This is a genomic window from Saccharothrix australiensis (assembly GCF_003634935.1).
GTDB classification, from domain to species: domain Bacteria; phylum Actinomycetota; class Actinomycetes; order Mycobacteriales; family Pseudonocardiaceae; genus Actinosynnema; species Actinosynnema australiense.
The window spans coordinates 1,399,946-1,416,442 of record NZ_RBXO01000001.1 but is presented as its reverse complement, the minus strand read 5'-3'; the positions used below and the strand labels follow the sequence as shown (position 1 = coordinate 1,416,442).

The window sequence follows — 16,497 nt, the reverse complement described above, 5'->3', positions numbered from 1 at the left end:
TTTCAGTCGGTGGACGCGTCGACTCGACGGTCGATCCGGTCGAGGAGGGTCTGGATGTCGGTGAGCAGCCCGTGGGGAACCGCGAACCGGCCGCCGTCCGCATGGGGCTTGGACAGCACGCCGAGGTCCACCGACAGGTCGCGCAACGCGGTGAGGTCGCCGTCGTCCAGCACGGCGGACATGCCGCGCACGGTCTGCTCGACGAGCGAGAGCCGCCCGGCGGAGGGCATCCGGTCCGGCACGGCGCGCAGCACGGAGGCCGCGTCGCGGAGGGCTTCCCGGTCCGCGTCCACCTCACCGATCGGCGTTCCGGTGATGAGGTCGTGCAGTTCCCGTGCCACGCGGGCGGGTCGCACACCCGGTTCGAAACCCAGGTGGCGCAGGTTGCGCAGGAAGCCGGGCAGGCTCGCCGGGTCGGTGCCGGTGGTCAGCACGCAGAACAGCCGCCGCTGACCGTCGTCCGGGGCGATCGTGTGCCGCAGGAACCGCTCCGCCTCGGTGAGCTGCCAGCGGCTCAGGCTGCCGTCCACCACCAGGCAGAGGTGCTCGGCGAGTTCGATGCCCCGGTCGAGCAGCTCCGGGTCGCCGGACGAGGACCGCTCGACCCGCAGGTCCAGGGCACGCAGTTCCTCGATCAACTGGTCCGCGACGCGCAGCGCGGGACGCGGACTCGACACCAGCAGGTCCAGGGAGAAGTCGTGGTGGCGGTCACGGGCCGAGGCCACGTAGGCGTCCCGGTTGTCGGCGAGCAGGTCGGTGCGGTCGAACTGGTGCGCTACCACGGCCGCCACCGTCTCCAACGCGAACGAGACCTGGTCCGCCGACGGTATGCGCTCGTCCACCACGGCCAACTGCTCGCCGAAGCTCCAGTAGGAGACGTAGGGCAGCGTGAGGTGCCGCAGCATCAGGTCCACCTGCACGCTCTTTACGAGCCAGTTGCGGAACAACGGCTCGACGACCTCGGTGCACTTCCGCCGCCACCGCTCGGCCCGCTCGTACTCCACCCGGTTGTCCAGCCTGGACAGGATCGGCAGCACGAGGTGTCGGGGCCGGTCGTAGGGCAGCCGGTCCCGCGCGAGGTCGGCGCGCCGCACGACGTTCACGACGTCCTTGAGGTTCTGCTCGTTGGCGGTGAACAGGACGGCCAGCCGATCGGGCAACTGCGCCGTGCAGATGCTCGCGATGTCGGAGATCCCGGTCCGGCTGTCGATCAGCACGAAGTCGTAGTCCGCGGTCCACTCCTCCCGGCAACACTCCAGGAAGTCGCCGAACCCGCGCCGGTAGAGGTCCGCCCAGTCGATGCGCTGCATCCGCTCCGTGTAGGAGTCGTCGTCCCGGCCGGCGGCCAGCAGCGCGAGGGTGCTGCTGCCTTCGACGACGAGCGGGACGGCGTGCGGGCGGGGGCGCTCCGCTCCCGCGAGGAAGTCGTGGGCGAGGTCGATCACGCCGCCCTCGGGTTCCGCGGTCAGCACCGACCGGAAGTAGTGGTGCAGGCCGGGCGCTTCCAGGTCCCAGTCCACGGCCAGCACGCGGTAGCCCCAGCGGGCCAGCAGCACGGCGACGTTGGCCAGCGTGAAGCTGCGCCCGACCCCGCCCTTGTAGGAGTAGAACGTGACGACGGTCCCGGTGGGCATCAGAACCTCGGCAGGGGCGGGGTCGGCCGCAGCACGGGGTCGGGCGGGTCGACGTCCGGCCAGTCCGGCCGCCAGGGAGGCACCTGCTGGAGCAGGGCCGCGAGGTCGGCGGCGAGCCGGGTGACCTCCCGGTGGAAGCGGATGAACTCGTGGGTCTGCTGGTACCCGGGGTCCGGGTATGCGAATTCCTTGAAGTCGTACCAGCCGCGTTCCTTCCCTTCCGGCGGGAAGTTGTCCGAATCCGCGTACAGGATGGGGTAGACGAGTCCCTGGGGCTTCTCCAGGCTGGCCAACCCGAGCATCTTCTCCCTGGCCAGCATGTGGTACCACTCGGCCCTGCACCAGTCCGACCAGAAGTACTGCGGGGTGAGCAACTGGATCATGATCTTGCTGTGCCGTAAGGCGTGCCGCAGGCTCGACGGCCAGTGCACCCCGCGCGGCATGTCCTTGTCGACGTAGATCTTCGGCGTCGGCGCGATCTGATCGGCCAGGCATTCCCGGAGTTTGTGCTGGAAGTGGTTGACCAACCATTGCCGCACAGTACCGCGACGCGGGTAACTGATGAACAAATCGAACTGGTAGCCGGACACGCGGCAAATAGTAAGCAGTACGCACGCGCGGGGAACAGACAGAAAAGTGGGCAATCGGGGCCGTACGCGCCAAAAATTGGACATTCCCGCGGGCGCGCTCCCGACGGGGCGGGCCGCCGTCAGGGGCGGGCCGCCGTCAGGGTCGGGCGGTCTGCCGGGCCAGGTCGCGGGCCGCCTCGGCGATGCGCTCGCCACCGTGCCCGTCCCCGAACGGCGACGGGACGTCCGCCAGGCGCGACCGGCGCTCGTCGCCCTCCGCCAGCCACTCCAGCGCGACGCCGGTGAGGTCGTCGTGCGGCCCGACGAGCCCGCCGAAGTCCCGCAGCACCTCCGGCCGCTCCGTCGACCGCCGCACGACCAGCACCGGTCGCTTGAGGACGGTCGCCTCCTCCTGCACCACGCCACCGTCGGAGACCAGCAGCGCCGCGTGCCCGGCCAGCGCCAGGAACTCGGAGTGCCACAGCCGGTCGACCACCCGCAGGTCCATCCCGGACGACAGCACGCCGGCGCGGGCCATCGCCGCCTTGGTGCGCGGGTCCACGGGCAGCACGACCGGGTGACCGGCGTCGACCACGCCGGCGAGCTGGTTGGTGATCGCGAACAGCGCTTCCTCGTCGTCGGTGTGCTCCGGGTGCCCGATGGTGGCCAGCACGTACCCGTCCGCCTCCAGCCCCCACTCCCGCAGCAGGGCCAGCCGGTCGGCCCGCGGCATGAGCCGGTGGCGCACGGCCTCGACCGTGGTGCTGCCGGTCAGCCGCACCTCCCGGTCGCCGAGGCCCTCGGCCTCCAGGTTCGCGACGTTGCCCGGTGTCGACGCGCACAGCACGTCGCAGACCTGGTCGAGCAGCACCCGGTTCCGCTCCTCGGGCAGCTCGCCGCGCAGGCCGGCGTCCACGCGCACCAGCGGGATGCCGCTCGACTTGGCGGCCAGCGCGCCGGCCACCGCGACGTCGGTCGCGCCCGGCACGAGCACGACGTCCGGCCGGTCGGCGGCGAACTCCCGCTTCATCTGCTCCAGCGCGACCGCGATCCGGCAGTCGCGGGCACGGGCGGGCGGCACGTCGGCCGGCACGCCGGGCGTCGCCCGCCCCATGCGCACCACCCTGGCCGCGTCGCCGAGCCCGCCGAGGACCGGCGCGAGCGTGAAGATCTCGGTCCGCGCGCCGAGGACCGCCGCGACGCCACCCGATCGCGGCGCCGGGGCGGGCGCGGGCGGGAGCACCGGGGCGACCGGGGCGGCGGGCTGTTCCGTGCGGTGCAGGACTGCGGTCATCGTCTTCTCCGTCGTTCGGCGTTCGGTGCTTCCAGGGAACACCGGCCGGGACGCGGGCCGCGTCGTCCCGCGATGACGGCTCGGACGGGTCTGTGGACCCCGGTTGACGGACGCGGTCCACACGACCCGATCGTGGCAACGCGAGTCGCCGCGCGGTGGGCGGGCTGCTTGCATGGCGTGGGTGATGGACCACTGGCAGCACCTGTTCCGGCTGCGGCGCGCGCGCGACGTCATGGTGGTGCTGGTGATCGCCGGTCCCGCCGCGGTGGGCCTGCTCACCGACCTGCACCGCACGTCGCACGCGCCGTCGCCGCAGCTGTTCGCCGCGCTCACGGCGCTGTGCGCGGTCATGCTCGGGCTGTGGCGGCGGGAGCACGACTGGCCCGCCACGGTGGTCGCGTGCGTCACGTTCGTCATGACGGACCTGCCCTACCCGGTCTACGTGATGACCTACTCGCTGACCAGGCGGCGGCGCTGGCTGCCCGCCTTCGGCGCGATGGCCGTGCTGCTCGCGTGGCCGATCCACCAGGCGTTCTTCGAGCCGGTCGCCGGCGCGGGCAGCCTGTTCGAGTTCGAGACCAGCCTCCCCGCGAACGGGGTGAACGGGCTGGTCTACTGGTCGCTCGCCGCGATCGCGCCGTTCGTCATGGGCCTGGCGAAGAACAGCCTCGAAGAGGCGTCGGCCGACCGCGAGCGGCACGCCGCGCAGTCGGCGCTGCGGCAGCAGCGGCTGCGGGAGAGCACGCTGCGGGAGCGGAGCCTGACCGAGCGGGCCCGGCTGGCGTCGATGATGCACGACGGCGTCGGCCACCACGTCAGCGTGATGGTGACGACGGCGGGCGCGATCAGCGTCGACCCCACGGCCACCGAATCGGTCCGGCAGCGCTGCGACCTGATCATGGAGGTCGGCCGGAAGGCCATCGGCGAGCTGGGCGAGGTGCTCGACGTGCTCGCCGCGCCGGAGGCGGGACCCGACGACGACACCGGCGGGTTCTCCCTCGCCGACATCGCCGACCTGGTGCGGGACTACCGCTCGCTCGGCGTCGAGGTGTCCTACCACCCGGTCGGCGCCGTCGACGGCTGCGACGCGACCGCCGGGGACCTGTGCTACCGCATCGTCCGCGAGTCGCTGATCAACGTGCTGCGGCACGCCGACGAGCCGCGCGCCGAGATCGGGCTGACCCGCGCGGACGACCGCGTGCGGCTGATCGTGACCAGCCCGCTGCCCGCGCTCGACCGGCCGTCCCTGCCCGGCACGGGCCGGGGCCTGCGGCTGCTCGCCGAGGAGGCGGCGCTGGCCGGCGGCGGCCTCACCGCCGCGCCGTCGGACGACGCGACCCGGTTCGTGCTGCGCGCCGACCTGCCCTGCCCGCCGTCCGGTCGCGGCACCCCGGACCACGTGGGACGATCGGCGTCGTGATCAGGGTGCTCGTCGTCGACGACCAGGCCCTGATCCGCGCCGGGACGCGGGCGATCCTGGAGTCCGCGGAGGACATCGAGGTGGTCGGCGAGGCGGGCGACGGCGCGGAGGCGGTCGCGCTGTGCCGGGAGCACCGCCCCGACGTGGTGCTGATGGACCTGCGCATGCCCAGGGTGGACGGGGTGACCGCCACCGCGCGGCTGAAGCAGGACCCGGAGCCGCCGCTCGTGCTGGCGCTGACCACCTTCAACGACGACCAGCTCATGATCGACGCGATGACCGCGGGCGCGGACGGGTTCCTGCTCAAGCAGCTCTCGCCGAAGGACCTGATCAACGCCGTCCGCGCGGTGAACGGCGGCGCGTCGGTGGTGAACACCGAGCTGAGCAGGCGCATCATCCGGCGCATCTCGGGCCGCGCCACGGCGTCGACCGCCTTCCCCGCCGCCGCCCAGCGGCTCGACCTGCTCAGCGAGCGGGAACGCGAGGTGCTCGGCCAAGTGGGGCTCGGCCTGAACAACGCCGAGATCGCCGAACGCCTCCACATGAGCGTGTCGACGGTCAAGACCTACGTCTCCCGGACCCTCGGCAAGCTGCGCCTGGACAACCGCGTGCAGGCCGCGCTGCTGGCGAGCCAACTGCGGCTGACCCCCGACGACGCGCCCTGAACCCGCACAGCGCCACCACGCGACCGCCTTTCGAGGGTGGGTGATCCGCCCTTTTCCGGATGGCCCACCACCCTCTACCCCGCCGGCACGAATCGGACGAGCCGGGTGCGCGGAATTTCCCGGAACGGTCCCCGGACTTCCGGCAGGTCACCCCCGGAAATGCACCCAGGAGGCCGAACGACGTTGTGAGCGCGGCTACCCGATCGGCCTCTTGCCCTCTCCGACCAGCGGTAATACGTTCGCCACAGATATCTTCGCCCGCCGACGCCCGGCGTGATGCGCATTCCACCGCGCGGCCCCACTCCCCGTCCGGCGGCGCGATGAGGAGTTTGCCGTGGAATTGCGGGAAATGCAGCGGGCCGAACACCTGGACCGCGTGCGGGAGTGGAATCGCACCAGCACGGGATACCCGCGCGACGCGCTCGTGCACCAGTTGTTCCTCGACCAGGTCGAGGCGGCCCCCGACGCGGTCGCGCTGTCCCCGGAGGACGGCGCGGACCTCACCTACGGCGAACTCCGCCGCCGCGCGGACGTCCTGGCGGCGGTGCTGGGCGGCCGGGGCGTCCGGGCAGGCGACCCGGTCGCGGTGGCGCTGGAGCGGTCGGTGGACGCGTACGTGGCGATCCTCGCCGTCCTGCGCGCGGGTGGCCGGTGGGTGCCGGTCGACCCGGACAGCCCGTCGTCGCGGGTGGAGACCGTCCTCCGCCGGGCGGGGTGCGCGGTCGCGGTCGTGCCCGCCGGCGGGGACGCCGGGCTGCCACCGGACGTGGTCGCGGTGGACGCCGGCGAGGTCACCGACGCCGCGCCGCCGCCGACGCCCGAGCTGACCGCGCTCGCGCCCGCCTACGTCATGTTCACGTCCGGCTCCACCGGCACGCCCAAGGGCGTCGTGGTGCCGCACCGCGCGGTGGTGCGGCTGGCGCGGAGCACGGGACCCGTGTCGTTCCGCGGTGACGACGTGGTGTGCGCGACCGTCAACCCGACCTTCGACATGTCCGTGTTCGAGCTGTTCGGCGCGTTGCTCAACGGTGCGCGCCTGGTGGTGCCGAGGCGCGAGACCGTCCTGTCGGCGGCCGGGCTGGACGCGCTCCTGCGGCGGGAGCGGGTGACCGCGATGTGGCTGGGCTCCGCGCTGTTCCACCAGTTCGCGGCCCAGCGGCCGGGGATGTTCCGCGGGCTGCGCACGCTGGTCGCGGGCGGTGACGCGCTGAACCCGAACGTGGTGCGGAAGCTGCTCGCGGAGGGGCGGCCCGAGCGGCTGGTCGACGGCTACGGCCCCACCGAGAACACCGGCCTGAGCACCGCGCACGTGGTGGACGAGTTGCCGCCGGAGGCGGAGGCGGTGCCGATCGGGCGGCCGATCAGCGACTCCACGGCGTACGTGGTGCGCGAGGACGGCTCGCCGGCCGACGTCGGCGAGGAGGGCGAGCTGTGGGTCGGCGGCGACGGGGTGGCCCTGGGCTACCTCGGCATGCCGGGCCTCACCGCGCAGCGGTTCGTGGCGGACCCGTTCGGGCACCGCGACGGCGGGGTGCTGTACCGCACCGGCGACGTGGCCCGGTGGCGGCGGGACGGTGTGCTGGAGTTCCTCGGCCGCCGGGACCGGCAGGTCAAGATCGACGGCTCGCGCGTGGAGCTGCGCGAGATCGAGCTCGTGCTGGCCTCCCTGCACCGGGTGGAGGAGGCGGTGGTGGCGCTGGTCGAGGGGCCGGACGGCGGCGAGCACCTGTGCGGGTGGGTGACGGTGGCGCGGGACGCCGACCGGCGGGCGCTGCCCTCGGCGCTGCGCCGGCGGCTGCGGGACCGGCTGCCGGCGTTCATGGTCCCCACCGAGATCAGGGTCGTGGACGACATGCCGCTGACGTCGAACGGGAAGGTGGACCGGGAGCGCCTGCGGAGGGCCGCGGCGGCCGAGCCGGTCGCGGTGGACGAGCGGGACGGGCCGCGCACCGCCGTCGAGCGCGACGTGGCGTCGGTGTGGCGACGGGCGCTGGGCGTGCCCTCGGTCGGGCGGCACGACGACTTCTTCGCGCTGGGCGGCCAGTCCGTGCAGGTGGCGCAGGTCGTCGCCGCGGTGGGCGACCGGGTGGGCATACCGCCGGACCGCGCCGGATCGCTGATCCGCGCCCTGCTGGCCGATCCGGGCCTGGAGCGGTTCGCGCGGCGGGTCGAGGCCGTCCGCGACGACACCGGGAGAGCAGCCGGCGACCGCGGGGGCGCGGACCGCGGGGGCGCGGACCGGGGAGGCGCGGGCGGCAGCGGCGCGGCGACCGCCGCGGACCTCCGCCGGGAGGCCCGGCTGCCCGCGGGGGTGCGCTTCACCGCGCCGCCCGCCGGCGACCCGACCGCGCCCCGCCGGGTGCTGCTCACCGGCGCGTCCGGCTTCCTCGGCGTGCACCTCCTCGACCGCCTCGTCGCCACCGGCGTGCGGGAGGTGTGGTGCCTGGTCCGGGCGGACGACGAGGCGCACGCGCGCCGCAGGCTCGCCGGCCGCGCCCGCCGCTACGGCCTGGACCACGAGCGGGTCGCCGACCACGTGGTGCCGCTGCCGGGCGACCTGTCCGCGCCGCGCCTCGGGCTGGCCGAGGAGCGGTACGGCCTGCTCGCCGAGGCGGTGGACACCGTCGTCCACGCCGGCGCGGCGGTGAACTTCGCCTACCCGTACGAGTCGTTGCGGGACAGCAACGTCGACGGCGTCCGCGCGCTGCTCGACCTCGCCGCCGCGCCGAGGCTCAAGGCGTTCCACCACGTCTCCACCATCTCCGTGCTGACCGGGTACGCCGGCACCGGCGTCCGCTACGTCCTGGAGGACCGGCTGCCCGACTTCCCGGAACGCCTCGCGCTGGGCTACTTCGAGACCAAGTGGGTGGCCGAGGCGCTGGTGCGGGAGGCCGCCCGCCGCGGCCTGCCGGTGACGATCCACCGCCCGTCCGAGATCACCGGCACGCGCGACCGCGGCACCTGGAACACCGACACGTTCCTGTGCACGTGGCTCCGCACGATCGTCGACACCGGGCTGGCCCCGGACGTCGCCCTCCCGCTCGACCTCGTGCCGGTGGACTACACCGCCGAGGCGATCGTCCACATCGTGCGCGGCCGGCGGCCCGACGGCCGGACGCACCACCTGGTCAACCCGCGCCCGGCGCGCCTCGCCCTGCTCGTGGACCGCTTGCGCCACCGCGGGTACCCGGTCCGCGACGTGCCCTACGCCGAGTGGGTCCGGCACGTGACGGACCTGAGCCGGGCGGACCCGTACCGCCCGATGACCCCCTACCTCCCGCTGTTCCACGAGCGCGTGGCGGGCACGGCGGCCACGGTCGAGGAGATGCAGTTCGCCGGGAACTTCCCGGAGTGCAGCCGCACCAACACGCGACGGGCCACGGACGGCGCGGGGCCGCGCCTGCCCGCCGTGGACGCGGACCTGCTCGACACCCACCTCGACTTCCTGGCCCGCACGGGTTTCCTGCCGACGCCGCCCGCGCGCCGGGAGGCCACGCGCCGACCGCCCGCGGACGACCCGCCGCCGACCGGAACCGCGCTCGCCGAGCGCGCGCTGCCCGCCCTGAGGGCCCACCTGGACGCGAACCCGCTGGCGGAGGCCGCCGTCCGCGCCGACCTGGACCCCGCTCTGCTCCGCCGCTTCACCGCGGGCGAGGCGCACCGGCGGCCGGTCGAGGTCGAGGCGCTCACCCGGCTGGCGCGCAGGTTCCGCGGCACGCCCGGCGGCGCGCTGTTCGACGGGCTCGCCGAGGCGGTGCGCGCGACCGCCGTACACGCGCGGGCCGCCGACGAGCGGTCGGCGGACGAGCGGTCGGCGGACGAGCGGCAGGCGGACGAGCGGCAGGCCGGGACCGACCCGGACGCGGTGCCCGCCGGCGCCGCCGACGTCGCCGCGTTCCTGACCGCCTTGGCCGACGACTCCGGTCCCGGCGTCGCGGCGGCGGCCGTGCGGTGCCTGCTGCTGACGCACGCGGCGGTCTGCGCGGAACTGGGCCACGCCCTGCGCCACGCGGCCACACCGGTCCCCGACCCGCTGCTGCGCTGCGTCGAGGACGCCCAGCAGGTGTTCCCGCCCTGGCACGACGCGTGCGCGGAGGTCATCGCCCGAGCCGTCGAGGACGGCGAGGACCCGGCGGACGTCATCGGGGCCGCGGACCGGGTCGACGCCCTCCTGCGCGCGTACGGGGCGTCCGTCGTCTCGGGCTGAGCAGGCGTGCGCACCGACGACCAGCACCGCCGAACCGTGGAGGACACCGTGACGACACCCGCCACCGCAGCCGACCTCGCCGGACGACTCCGCGCCCGGCGCGACGCCGAGCCGATCGCCAACGCCGTCCTGGCGCGGGCGCGGGACGGGGCGCTCGCGCCGGAGCACCTGCGCGGCATGGTGCTGACCGAACTCCAGGCGCACCACGCGGAACTGGTGGCCTACGGCGTGGGGCTGGCGCGCTACGCACACCAGCCGGCGACGAAGTTCTTCACCCGCATCACCGAACTGGTCGACAACGCCTCGCCCAAGCTCGCCGCCTGCGCCCGCGCGCTCGGGCTGTCCGACGCCGACCTGCGGCGGCGCGTGCCCGACCCCGCGATCCACGCCTTCAGCGGCTGCCTGTCGTGGATCGCGGTCACCGGCGACCAGGCGTCGCTGGCGCTGGCCCTGCACGCCGACATGACCGTCTACTTCCCCGACTGCGTGGCGATCGCCGCCGCCGCGCGCGACGCCGCGTTCGACGTGCCGGACGAGTTCTTCGACTACTACGAGGGAACGGCGTCGGAGGACCTGCTGCACCTCGCCCTGGAGGTGGTCGACGACGGCCTCCGGCGCGGCGACGACCCGGACGACGCGGTCTTCGCCGCGCGCCTGCTGGAAGCGAGCATCGGGTGGTTCTGGCACGCCGCGGTGCACTCCTGGTCCTGACCGAGCGGGAGGGGACGGCCGTGCGCGTGGGCATCGTGGGCGCGGGTGTGGCGGGACTGGTCACGGCGTGGCTGGTCGAGGAGGCGTGCGACGTGGTCGTGGTCGAGTCACGCCGCCGCGTCGGCGGGAACGCGCGTTCCGCGGCGGGGTTCGCCGGCGGGGCGCCGGCCGTGTTCGACCTGGGCGCCCAGGAGATCGCCGCGGACGACTCCTCACCGCACACCGCCCTGCTGGCCGCGCTCGGCGTCGACGAGCGGCACCGGCTCGACGTCCCGTCGTCCCACACGTTCTCGGTGGCCGGGCGACCCACCCCGCTGTTGGTCGGCCCCCACCCCGGACGGCCCGCCGACCTCGACCGCGGTCCCGCGTGGGCGGCGGTGCGGTCGTTCCTGGACGACGCGGGCGAACCGTCGCGGTGGGACTGGGACGTGCCGTTCGGGTCGCTGCTGGACGGGCTGTCACCGCCACCGGACGCGCGGGACGTGCTGTGCGCGCTGCCCGCCGCGCTGTTCGGGTGCCCCCTCGCGGACGTGCCGGCGCTGTCGGCCAGGGTCGCCCTGACCTACGTCCTCGGTGTCGCGGCCGACCCGGTGGCGGAGGTGCGCCTGCTGCGCGGCGGCATGGAGGGCCTCGCCTGGGCGCTGGCCGGGCGGTTGGCGGCGGCCGAGGTGCGGACGGGGTGCCCGGTCGAGCGCGTCGAGCGGACCGGCGACGGGTACGTGCTGTCCGACGCGGCCGGCCGGCGCGACGCGGTGGACCACCTCGTGCTGGCCGTGCCGCCGCCGGTGGCGCTGCGGCTGCTGCCCGCGTCGATGACCGGGCCGGACGGCGGGTGGCGCGTGCTGCGCCGGTTCGCCTACCGGCCGCTGCGCTACGCCCTGCACCTCGACCCCGCGTACCTGCCGGCGGACCGCTCGTCGTGGTCGACCACGAACGTCCTGGTCCACGACGGCCGGGCCGAGATCACCACCTGGTACGGGCCGTCGCACGGCGTCGACGTGTTCAAGAGCCAGCTCACCCACCGCTCCGCGCCACCCCGCCGGGTCGTGGCCACGAGCGCGTTCGACGCCCTGCCCGTCACCACCGACGTGATCGGGGCCCGGCGTGCGCTCGACCGGTTGCAGGGCCGGGAGAACCTGCACTTCGCCGGCCACCACACCACCGGGTCGGGAGACCAGGAGAGCGCCATCGCGTCGGCCGCCGCGGTGGCGCGGCGGCTCGCGCCCGGCAGCTCCCGGCTGCGGCACCTGCCCACACCGTGAACCACCGGGAGGACACCATGCCCGCCACCGACCCACCCAGCCTCATCGACGTGCTGGTCCCGTGCGTCGACGTGGTGGACGGGCGCTCCACCGACGCCACGGGCATCGCCGTCGTGCGCGACCCGCGCGACCCCGTGGAGCTGGTCGAGCGCTACGCCGACGCGGGCGTGCGGCAGGTCCTGCTCGACGTGATGGACACGTGGGACCGGCTCGACGACGCGGTGCGGATCACGGCCGCCGCCGGTTCCCTGGTGCGGCTGCTGGTCTCGCTGCACCACGGCCGGCTGCCGAGCGTCGGGTCCTGCGGCGCCCTGCTCGACGCGGGCGCGGGCGCGGTGGCGGTCAGCACGGGCGTGATCACCGACCCCGGCGCCGTCGCGGCCGCCGCGGACCGGTTCGGCGCGGACCGGGTGGTGGGCACGGCCAACGCCCGGTACCGGGGCGGCGGGCGGGAGGGGTGGACGGCTTTCGTCGACGGCGGGACCGAGGACACCGGGATCGACGTCGTCGCGTTCGGGCGCACGCTGGCCGAGCTGGGCTGCGGGGCGGTGATCGCCAACTGCGCCGACCGCGAGGGCACCGGCCGCGGGTTCGACCACGCCCTCACCCGCGCCCTGGTCGACGCCACCGGGCTGCCCGTGATCGCCTCCGGCGGCAGCCGCACCATCGACGACCTGCGCGCGGGCCTCACGGTGGGCGGCGCGTCGTTCGTGCTCGCCAACCGGATGCTGCACTCGGGGCGGGTCCCGCTGCGCGACATCCGCGACACCCCGCTGCCCGGCGGGCGGTGACGCCGTGCGCTGCGTCGTGATCACCCGGCACGGCCGCCCCGCGGACGTCGCCACGCCCGCCGAGCGGCCCCGGCCGCGCCCCGGTCCCGGCGAGGTGCTGGTGCGGCTGCGGGCCCGTCCGGTCAACCCGTCCGACGAGCTGTTCATCGAGGGCCGCTACGGGCGGCGGCCCACCCTGCCCGCCGTGCCGGGGTTCGAGGGCGCGGGCGTCGTCGCGGCGAGCGACTCCGCCGAGCACCCGGTCGGGCAGCGCGTGGCCGTGGCCGCGGCCGGGACGTGGCAGGAGTACGTCGCGGTGCCGGCCGCCGACGTCGTCCCGGTGCCCGACCGGCTGCCCGACGCCGTGGCGTGCCAGCTCACCGTCAACCCCCTCACCGCGCTGCTGCTGGTGCGCGAGCTGGCGCTGCGCGGCGGGGACTGGCTGCTCATCACGGCGGCCGGCGCCGCGCTGTCGCGGATGGTGCTGCACCTGGCGCGCCGCGACGGCGTCCGGTGCGCCTGCGTCGTCCGGGACGGGCGGCACGCCGACCGCCTCACCCTGGCGGGCGCGGACGTGGTGGTCGACTCCGCCGCGGCCGACCTCGTGGAGCGGGTCCGGGCGGCGACCGGCGGCGCGGGCGTCCACGCCGTGCTCGACGCGGTGGGCGGCGAGGTGGGCAGCGCCGCCCTGCGCTGCCTCCGGGACGGCGGGCAGGCGGTCGTGCTCGGGATGCTCGACGGCGGTCCCGTCCACGTCACGCCGCACCGCCTGGTGTTCGACGAGGTCGCCGTCCGCGGGTTCTGGCTGCCCCGCCACCTGGCGCGGCAGCCGGCGGCCGTACGCGCCGAGCTGGTCGAGCGTGCGGTCGCGCTGCTCGGGGTGCCCGCGTTCGCGCCGCGCGTCGCCGCCGCCTACGACCTGGCCGACGTCCGGGAGGCGCTGGACCACGTGCGGCGGGCGGGCCGTGCCGGCAAGGTGATCCTGACCGGGTGAACCCCCGGTGCACCGGGCCGGTCCGCGCCCGTCCCCCGACGGCGACCCCCGGTCCAGCCCACGACGACCCCGGTTCAGCCCACGAGGCCCGCGAGCAGTCGGACCAGGGACCGGGGGTCCTGCGGACCGAGGTGCGGCGCGTGCAGCGTGCGGACGTCGAACCGGTTGCGCGGGGTCGCCCGGTCCGCCTCGGCGATCATCCGGTCCTGCAACCCCGGGGGGATCGCCCGGTCGCGCGTGCAGCGGACGTAGGTGCGCGGGATCCGGCCCCAGGTCGCGGGCTCGCCGCGGGCGTCGTCGGTGGTCACCGCCCACGCCTCGTCGGGCTCCATGCCGTTGAGGGCGGTCAGGAAGGCCGCGTCGTCCCAGTCGTCGGCGAGCGCGGCCTTCGCGGCGGCGATGAACCCGCGGTCCGCGCTGCGCCAGTTGGTCCGGGCCACCCCCGTCCGGGCGGGGTCCGTCATGCCGGGGATCGCGGTCAGCAGCGAGGTCGGCCCCTCCGGGGTGGCCGTGAAGCACTCCAGGACGCTGCGGAGCCGCACGCAGCAGAACGCCGTGAAGTACACCAACCGCTCGATGAGGTGCGGTACCCGGTTGCCGACCCGGGTGATCGTCGCGCCGCCCATGCTGTGCCCCACCAGGACGACCGGCCCGTGCTCGGCGACGCGGCGGACGACGCGCGTGACGTGGTCGACGTTGTCGGCGAGGCGGAGGCCGGCCAGCGGCGACGGCGCGGCGGCCAGGGCCGCCAGGTCCTGCGGCGCCTGGTAGGAGGGCGGGAAGTGGCCCGCCGGCCCGTGCCCCGGCAGGTCGACGGCCAGCGCGCGGTGGCCCGCCGTCGCCAGCCCCGCCACCAGCGGTGCGAAGGAGCCCGCGTTGCCGTTGGCGCCATGCACGAGCACGAAGGTCGGCGCACGGCGGCCACCCGGCTCCCGTGCCCCGGCCGCGCCCGCGCCGACCAGGGCCGTGCTCAGGAAGCCGCGGCGGGACAGCTCAACCACGAGCGGCCCCGCGCCGGACCAGCACCCCGACCAGCAGCGCGGCCCCGAGCGCGCCGACCGCGAAATCCGACCACGCGGGCACACCCGCCGAGCGGAGCAGGGCCGAGACACCGAAGCTGGTGCGCCACAGGGCTTCGGTGATCGCCGACCCGAAGCCCTGGACGAACAGCACCACCCCCACCCAGAAGATCGCCGTTCCGCCACGCCGTTCCGCCATGTGCGCCTCCTTCGTTCTGATGCGACTGCATCGGAACGCTAGCACGAATCCGATGCGGTCGCATCGGTAAGGTGTGCCCCATGCCGAGACAGGTGGACCACGACAGCCGCCGCCGACACATCGCGCAGGCGGTCCGCGAGCTGATCGACCGGCGCGGGCTGGAAGGCGCGACCCTGCGCGAGGTCGCGGCGCAGGCGGGGGTGTCGATGGGCGCCGTGCAGCGGTGCTTCCGCACCAAGGAGGAGATGCTGGTCTTCGCGCAGGAACACGTGAACCGCAGGGTCACCGAGCGCGCCAGGGAGCGGATCGCCGGCGCGCCGGAACCGGGATCGGTCGCGACGATGCTGGAGCAGACCCTGGTCGCCATGCTGGCCGTCGACGACGAGGACCTGTCCGACGCGCGCGTGTGGATCGCCTTCACCGCGCAGGCCGCCGTCGACCCCGCCCTCGCCGCCGTGCAGCGCGGCCACTACGCCGGGCTGGCCGAGCTGCTCGTCGCCCTGCTCCGGGCGGGCCAGGAGGGCGGGCAGATCAGACCCGAGGTCGACGCCGAGAGCGAAGCCGACGCGCTCATCACCCTGACCGACGGCCTGACCGTCCAGGTGCTGCTCGGCAGGCACACCCCGCGGTCGGCGCTCGCGGCCCTCCGGCGCCGCACCGCCGACCTGTGGACCTGAGGCGACGGCGACAGCACGCCGCACGGGCCGGCCATGGGCATCCCGAACCGCTCGTGGGGCTCGGCGACGTCGGGCGGCTCACTCCCCGATGGCCGCGCGCTGCTCGGGGCTCAGGCGGTCCGGCCTGGTGGTGAAGGTGTACGCCCCGGCCTCGGTGGCCCGCACCGCGAAGGGGTCCGCGATGACCGGCCGACGCCGGATCGCCTCCAGGGCGGCGAGGACGCGGTCCCCGGACCAGCCGAGCGCGGCGGCCAGCGCGCCGGGGGTGAGCGGACGGCCGGCGTGCACGAGGGCCGCCAGCACGGTCAACGCGTCGTGCACGACGGTCTCGGCGACGGCGCTGCCGCTCATCTGCTCGCTGAGCCGGGCGAAGAACCGACCCATCCGGTCGAGCCGGGCGCCGGCGGTGGTGTCGGCGCCCAGGACCTCGACGCCCCGCCGCGCTGCCGCCGCGAGTTCGTCGTGCGTGCCGGTGTCGGCCCGCCACGCCCGCGCCCAGGCGTCGTCGTCGACGACGTACCGCGCCCGGCGGCCACCGGGGTCCGGTCGGCGCGCCACCAGCCCCATGCCCTCCAGGTGGCCGGTGGACATCGACACCGACGCCGGGCTGACCCCCAGCAGGCGCACCAGGTCCGCCGCCGTCAGGCCGCCGGCGTCCGCGGTGAGCAGGCGGACGAACACCCTGGCGGTGGTCCGGGGCAACCCGGTCGCGGCCAGCAGGGTCGCCAGCTCCTCCACGAACCCCCGTGCCGCCTCGGCCGGCCGCTCCTCGACCGCCGGCGGGGTCGGGCGGGGCCTGCGTCGGCGGGCGCGCTCGCCGGCGGCCCGCTGGGCGCGGTCGGGCACGTAGTCCCCGGCGGTGCCGTTGCGGGTCACCTCGCGGCTGATCGTGGACGTCGGCCGGCCGAGCCGGCGGCCGATCTCGGCGTACCCGAGCCCGTCGGCCAGCCATGCCGCGATCCGCCTGCGGTCGTCATGGGTCAGCCTGCCTCCCGGCACCGACGCACCTCCTCGTTTTGCGCACGCCAACAGTACTTCGCACGCCCTCCGCGGGGCCGGTTGCATTTATTCGCATT

General features: G+C 75.2%; 14 protein-coding genes. 8 read left to right on the top strand and 6 right to left on the bottom strand.

The features are described from left to right. Positions 1-2 precede the first annotated feature (2 nt). The 3 genes from C8E97_RS06765 to C8E97_RS06755 all read right to left on the bottom strand — a co-directional run bounded on the left by C8E97_RS06765 (position 3) and on the right by C8E97_RS06755 (position 3,497). Positions 3-1,634 carry a tyrosine-protein kinase family protein gene (locus C8E97_RS06765; protein WP_170211666.1) on the bottom strand — a complete coding sequence of 544 codons (1,632 nt, stop codon included), beginning with the start codon at positions 1,632-1,634 and terminating at the stop codon, positions 3-5. Beyond that, the gene (locus C8E97_RS06760; protein ID WP_121002665.1) at positions 1,634-2,224 is read right to left on the bottom strand and encodes a toll/interleukin-1 receptor domain-containing protein; all 591 of its coding nucleotides are present in this window, start codon (positions 2,222-2,224) and stop codon (positions 1,634-1,636) included. Before C8E97_RS06760 ends, C8E97_RS06765 begins: the two co-directional genes overlap by 1 nt. A gap of 136 nt (positions 2,225-2,360) precedes the next feature. Further along, positions 2,361-3,497, bottom strand: a complete 1,137-nt coding sequence (locus C8E97_RS06755; RefSeq protein WP_121002663.1) for a UDP-N-acetylglucosamine 2-epimerase — start codon at positions 3,495-3,497, stop codon at positions 2,361-2,363. Between the two features lie 172 nt (positions 3,498-3,669). Here C8E97_RS06755 and C8E97_RS06750 point away from each other — a divergent pair, with 172 nt between their 5' ends. From C8E97_RS06750 to C8E97_RS06720, 7 genes are all read left to right on the top strand, one after another. Next, on the top strand, positions 3,670-4,917 hold the full coding sequence (locus tag C8E97_RS06750; RefSeq protein ID WP_121002661.1) for a sensor histidine kinase: 1,248 nt from the start codon (positions 3,670-3,672) through the stop codon (positions 4,915-4,917). Beyond that, positions 4,914-5,582 carry a response regulator transcription factor gene (locus C8E97_RS06745; RefSeq protein ID WP_121002660.1) on the top strand — a complete coding sequence of 223 codons (669 nt, stop codon included), beginning with the start codon at positions 4,914-4,916 and terminating at the stop codon, positions 5,580-5,582. The genes C8E97_RS06750 and C8E97_RS06745 overlap by 4 nt, the downstream gene beginning before the upstream one ends. 334 nt (positions 5,583-5,916) lie before the next feature. Beyond that, a complete protein-coding gene (locus C8E97_RS06740; protein ID WP_147455013.1) occupies positions 5,917-9,789 on the top strand; it encodes an amino acid adenylation domain-containing protein in 3,873 nt (1,290 codons plus the stop codon). A 6-nt stretch (positions 9,790-9,795) separates the two neighbouring features. Continuing rightward, a complete protein-coding gene (locus C8E97_RS06735; protein WP_121002656.1) occupies positions 9,796-10,500 on the top strand; it encodes a hypothetical protein in 705 nt (234 codons plus the stop codon). Next, on the top strand, positions 10,464-11,762 hold the full coding sequence (locus tag C8E97_RS06730; protein WP_121002653.1) for an FAD-dependent oxidoreductase: 1,299 nt from the start codon (positions 10,464-10,466) through the stop codon (positions 11,760-11,762). The genes C8E97_RS06735 and C8E97_RS06730 overlap by 37 nt, the downstream gene beginning before the upstream one ends. Positions 11,763-11,779: 17 nt before the next feature. Continuing rightward, positions 11,780-12,553, top strand: a complete 774-nt coding sequence (locus tag C8E97_RS06725; protein WP_121002651.1) for a HisA/HisF-related TIM barrel protein — start codon at positions 11,780-11,782, stop codon at positions 12,551-12,553. A gap of 4 nt (positions 12,554-12,557) precedes the next feature. Continuing rightward, positions 12,558-13,526, top strand: coding sequence for a zinc-dependent alcohol dehydrogenase family protein (locus tag C8E97_RS06720; RefSeq protein ID WP_121002649.1), 969 nt, complete (start codon positions 12,558-12,560; stop codon positions 13,524-13,526). A gap of 74 nt (positions 13,527-13,600) precedes the next feature. On the opposite strand, the gene C8E97_RS06715 is transcribed toward C8E97_RS06720, so the two are convergent. Both C8E97_RS06715 and C8E97_RS06710 read right to left on the bottom strand, forming a co-directional pair. Beyond that, a complete protein-coding gene (locus C8E97_RS06715; protein ID WP_121002646.1) occupies positions 13,601-14,527 on the bottom strand; it encodes an alpha/beta hydrolase in 927 nt (308 codons plus the stop codon). Further along, positions 14,520-14,744 (bottom strand): hypothetical protein, encoded by a 225-nt coding sequence (locus tag C8E97_RS06710; RefSeq protein WP_121002644.1) that lies wholly within the window; start codon positions 14,742-14,744, stop codon positions 14,520-14,522. Before C8E97_RS06710 ends, C8E97_RS06715 begins: the two co-directional genes overlap by 8 nt. Positions 14,745-14,824: 80 nt before the next feature. Between C8E97_RS06710 and C8E97_RS06705 the strand changes: the two genes are divergently transcribed. Then, positions 14,825-15,421 carry a TetR/AcrR family transcriptional regulator gene (locus C8E97_RS06705; protein WP_121002642.1) on the top strand — a complete coding sequence of 199 codons (597 nt, stop codon included), beginning with the start codon at positions 14,825-14,827 and terminating at the stop codon, positions 15,419-15,421. Between the two features lie 78 nt (positions 15,422-15,499). Here C8E97_RS06705 and C8E97_RS06700 read toward each other — a convergent pair whose 3' ends face one another. After that, positions 15,500-16,420, bottom strand: coding sequence for a GbsR/MarR family transcriptional regulator (locus C8E97_RS06700; RefSeq protein WP_121002640.1), 921 nt, complete (start codon positions 16,418-16,420; stop codon positions 15,500-15,502). Positions 16,421-16,497 lie beyond the last annotated feature (77 nt).

What these genes read in the sequence shown, in the direction of transcription:
- C8E97_RS06765 (WP_170211666.1), bottom strand. Translation starts at nt 1,634, where the DNA reads ATGCCCACCGGGACCGTCGTCACGTTCTACTCCTACAAGGGCGGGGTC.
- C8E97_RS06755 (WP_121002663.1), bottom strand. Translation starts at nt 3,497, where the DNA reads ATGACCGCAGTCCTGCACCGCACGGAACAGCCCGCCGCCCCGGTCGCC.
- C8E97_RS06750 (WP_121002661.1), top strand. Translation starts at nt 3,670, where the DNA reads ATGGCGTGGGTGATGGACCACTGGCAGCACCTGTTCCGGCTGCGGCGC.
- C8E97_RS06725 (WP_121002651.1), top strand. Translation starts at nt 11,780, where the DNA reads ATGCCCGCCACCGACCCACCCAGCCTCATCGACGTGCTGGTCCCGTGC.
- C8E97_RS06710 (WP_121002644.1), bottom strand. Translation starts at nt 14,744, where the DNA reads ATGGCGGAACGGCGTGGCGGAACGGCGATCTTCTGGGTGGGGGTGGTG.
- C8E97_RS06705 (WP_121002642.1), top strand. Translation starts at nt 14,825, where the DNA reads ATGCCGAGACAGGTGGACCACGACAGCCGCCGCCGACACATCGCGCAG.